The 3122-nt window shown below is 68.3% G+C and carries 3 protein-coding genes and 1 pseudogene; 3 read left to right on the top strand and 1 reads right to left on the bottom strand.

The genetic code is table 11. From position 1 onward, the window contains the following. A pseudogene (locus tag ACEN88_RS27935) lies at positions 1-256 on the bottom strand (AraC family transcriptional regulator); the annotation flags it as partial. A 152-nt stretch (positions 257-408) separates the two neighbouring features. Here ACEN88_RS27935 and ACEN88_RS27930 point away from each other — a divergent pair. The 3 genes from ACEN88_RS27930 to ACEN88_RS27920 all read left to right on the top strand — a co-directional run. Further along, positions 409-1824, top strand: coding sequence for a circularly permuted type 2 ATP-grasp protein (locus tag ACEN88_RS27930; protein WP_413344888.1), 1416 nt, complete (start codon positions 409-411; stop codon positions 1822-1824). After that, a complete protein-coding gene (locus tag ACEN88_RS27925; protein WP_413344885.1) occupies positions 1824-2771 on the top strand; it encodes an alpha-E domain-containing protein in 948 nt (315 codons plus the stop codon). The genes ACEN88_RS27930 and ACEN88_RS27925 overlap by 1 nt, the downstream gene beginning before the upstream one ends. 1 nt (position 2772) lies before the next feature. Next, the coding region (locus tag ACEN88_RS27920) for a transglutaminase N-terminal domain-containing protein (protein WP_413344883.1) at positions 2773-3122 on the top strand (350 nt) is incomplete at its 3' end.

Below are 3122 nucleotides of genomic sequence, written 5' to 3'. Positions count from 1 at the left end.
CACCGGGCACGAGGATCGTGTCGATCGCGCGCCCCGCGAACTGCGCGGCCGGCAGCGTGTCGAGCGCGACGCCTTCGGCCGTCACCACGAGGCCACCGTCCACGCTGACCGTGTGCCGTTCGTACGGCACGAGGCCCCGCTCCGCCATCCGCTTGGCGGCGCACCAGAACACGGTCTGCGGCCCGGTCAGGTCGAGCAGACCCATGCCCGGGAAGGCGACGAACAGGACGAGGGGAGAAGCAAAGACAGGGGTCATCGTATGTACGGCTTGGTGAATCCTGCGATCTTACTGTGCGTGCGGGCGATGTCAAGCCGCGGAACCGCCTGCACCGGAATCGTGCAGCGCAGCCGTATTCCGCTGGCACGCTTCTTGATACGACTTCCGTGTCGACATCACGGAAGGCGGCCATGACAGACTTTTTCAACGAGATGACGGCGGACGGCGCAGGCGCGGTGCGCGACCACTATCGCGCATTCGACGACTGGCTCAGGCACCAGCCGCCCGAGCGGATCGAACGCAAGCGCGCCGAGGCGGACCTCACGTTCCGCCGCGTCGGCATCACATTCGCCGTGTACGGCGACGGCGCCGGCACCGAGCGGCTGATCCCGTTCGACACGATCCCGCGCATCATACCGGCGCACGAGTGGGCGCGGCTGCAGGCGGGCCTCGCGCAGCGCATCAAGGCGCTGAACATGTTCGTGCACGACATCTACCACGGCCAGGACATCGTCCGCGCCGGCATCATCCCGGCGCAGCAGATCTACCAGAACGCGCAGTACCGCCCGGAGATGCAGGGCATCAGCGTGGCGTCCGACATCTATGCGCACATCGCGGGCGTGGACATCGTGCGCGCCGGCGAAGGCGAGTTCTACGTCCTGGAAGACAACCTGCGCGTGCCGTCCGGCGTGTCGTACATGCTGGAAGACCGCAAGATGATGATGCGCCTGTTCCCGGAACTGTTCGCGCGCCACCGGGTCGCGCCCGTGGAGCACTATCCCGACATGCTGCTGGAGAACCTGCGCTCCGTCGCGCCGGCCGGCGTGCTCGACCCGACCGTCGTCGTCATGACGCCCGGGACCTGCAACTCGGCCTACTTCGAGCATGCGTTCCTCGCGCAGCAGATGGGTGTCGAGCTGGTCGAGGGCAAGGACCTGTTCGTGGACGCCAACGCCGTGTACATGCGGACGATCCGCGGACCGCGCCGCGTCGACGTGATCTACCGCCGCCTCGACGACGATTTCCTCGATCCCCTGGCATTCCGCGCCGATTCCACGCTGGGCGTGCCGGGCCTCCTCTCCGTCTACCGCGCCGGCCGCGTCACGCTGGCGAACGCCATCGGCACCGGCGTCGCCGACGACAAGTCCGTCTACCCGTACGTGCCCGACATGATCCGCTTCTACCTGTCGGAAGAACCGCTGCTGCACAACGTGCCGACCTGGCAGTGCCGGCGGCCAGAAGACCTCGCGTACACGCTGGACCACCTCGACCGGCTGGTCGTCAAGGAGGTGCACGGCGCCGGCGGCTACGGCATGCTGATCGGGCCGGCGGCCTCGAAGCAGGAGATCGAGGATTTCCGGCGCCGCCTCGTCGCCCGCCCGGACGGCTACATCGCCCAGCCGACCCTGGCCCTGTCGGCGTGCCCCACCTACGTGGAAAGCGGCATCGCGCCGCGCCACATCGACCTGCGTCCGTTCGTCCTGTCGGGCAAGACCATCTCGATGGTGCCGGGCGGCCTGACCCGGGTCGCGCTGCAGGAAGGCTCGCTGGTGGTGAACTCGTCGCAGGGCGGCGGCACCAAGGACACCTGGATACTGGAGGAATGATGCTGAGCCGCACCGCAGACCACTTGTACTGGATGGCGCGCTACACCGAGCGCGCCGAGAACACGGCGCGCATGCTCGACGTTGCCGTGCAGACGGCCATGCTGCCGCAGTCCGCCCTCGACACCGAACAGGCGTGGCGCGCCATCCTCGGCATCTCCGAGCTGCAGGGCGCGTTCGACGCCGCCTACGGCACGCTCGACGCGAAGAACGTCCTCGCCTTCATGGTGAGCGATCCGGCCAATCCGTCGTCGATCGTGGCGTGCCTGACGGCGGCGCGCGAGAACGCCCGGGCCGTGCGCGGCGTGCTCACGACAGAAGTGTGGGAAACGCAGAACGCGACATGGATCGAGCTGCGCGACCGCCTCGGCGCGAACCTCGACGCCGACCCGGGCGAGTTCTTCGACTGGGTCAAATTGCGCTGCCACCTGGCGCGCGGGGTCACGCTCGGCACCATGCTGGACGACGAGGCCCTCGTGTTCATCCGCCTCGGCACGTTCCTGGAGCGGGCCGACAACACGGCCCGCCTGCTGGACGTGAAATACCACGGCGCCGGCGCCGCGGCCACGCATGACGTGCTCACGCAGCGCGAGTTCTATTACTGGGCGGCGCTGCTGCGCTCCGTGGCCGGCTTCGAAATCTACCGCAAGGTCTACCGCGATTCGATCACGCCGGCGCGCGTGGCCGAACTGCTGATGCTGCGCGCCGACATGCCGCGCTCCCTGCTCGCCTGCATGGAGCAGGTCGTCGCGAACCTGAAGGCCGTGCGCAACGACGTTTCCGCCGGCACGGAGCGGCTGGCGGGGAAGATGCGCGCCGAGCTGCAGTTCGCGCGCATCGAGGACGTGCTGGCCGCCGGCATCGACGAGACGCTCGGCACCTTCATGGAAAACATCTACGCGCTCGGCAACGGCATCAGCCGCGATTTTCTCGTCCCCCTGGGAGCCTGACATGCACCTGTCCATCCGCCACGAAACCCTGTACCGCTATTCGCAGCCGCAGGCCTACAGTATCGAGCAACTGCATCTGACGCCGCGCGCCGAGCCGCAACAGCAGGTGCTGTCCTGGCACATCGCGACCCCCGGCCATTGCGCCGCTTACGTGGACGCTTACGGCAACGCCTCGCACATGCTGACCTTGAACGCGCCGCACACCGCCGTGCGCATCCTCGTCGAAGGGATCGTCGCGACGGTGCCGCTGCCCGGCGGCCGCCTGCAGGCCCACGACAGCCTGCCGCCGCTGATCTTCACGGTCCCCACCCGGCTGACGCAGCCGACGACGGCGCTGGCCGACGTCGCGGC

The organism is Massilia sp. CT11-108 (genome assembly GCF_047302915.1).
Lineage (GTDB): Bacteria > Pseudomonadota > Gammaproteobacteria > Burkholderiales > Burkholderiaceae_D > Telluria > Telluria orientalis.
This window is presented reverse-complemented; position numbering and strand designations above follow the sequence as displayed.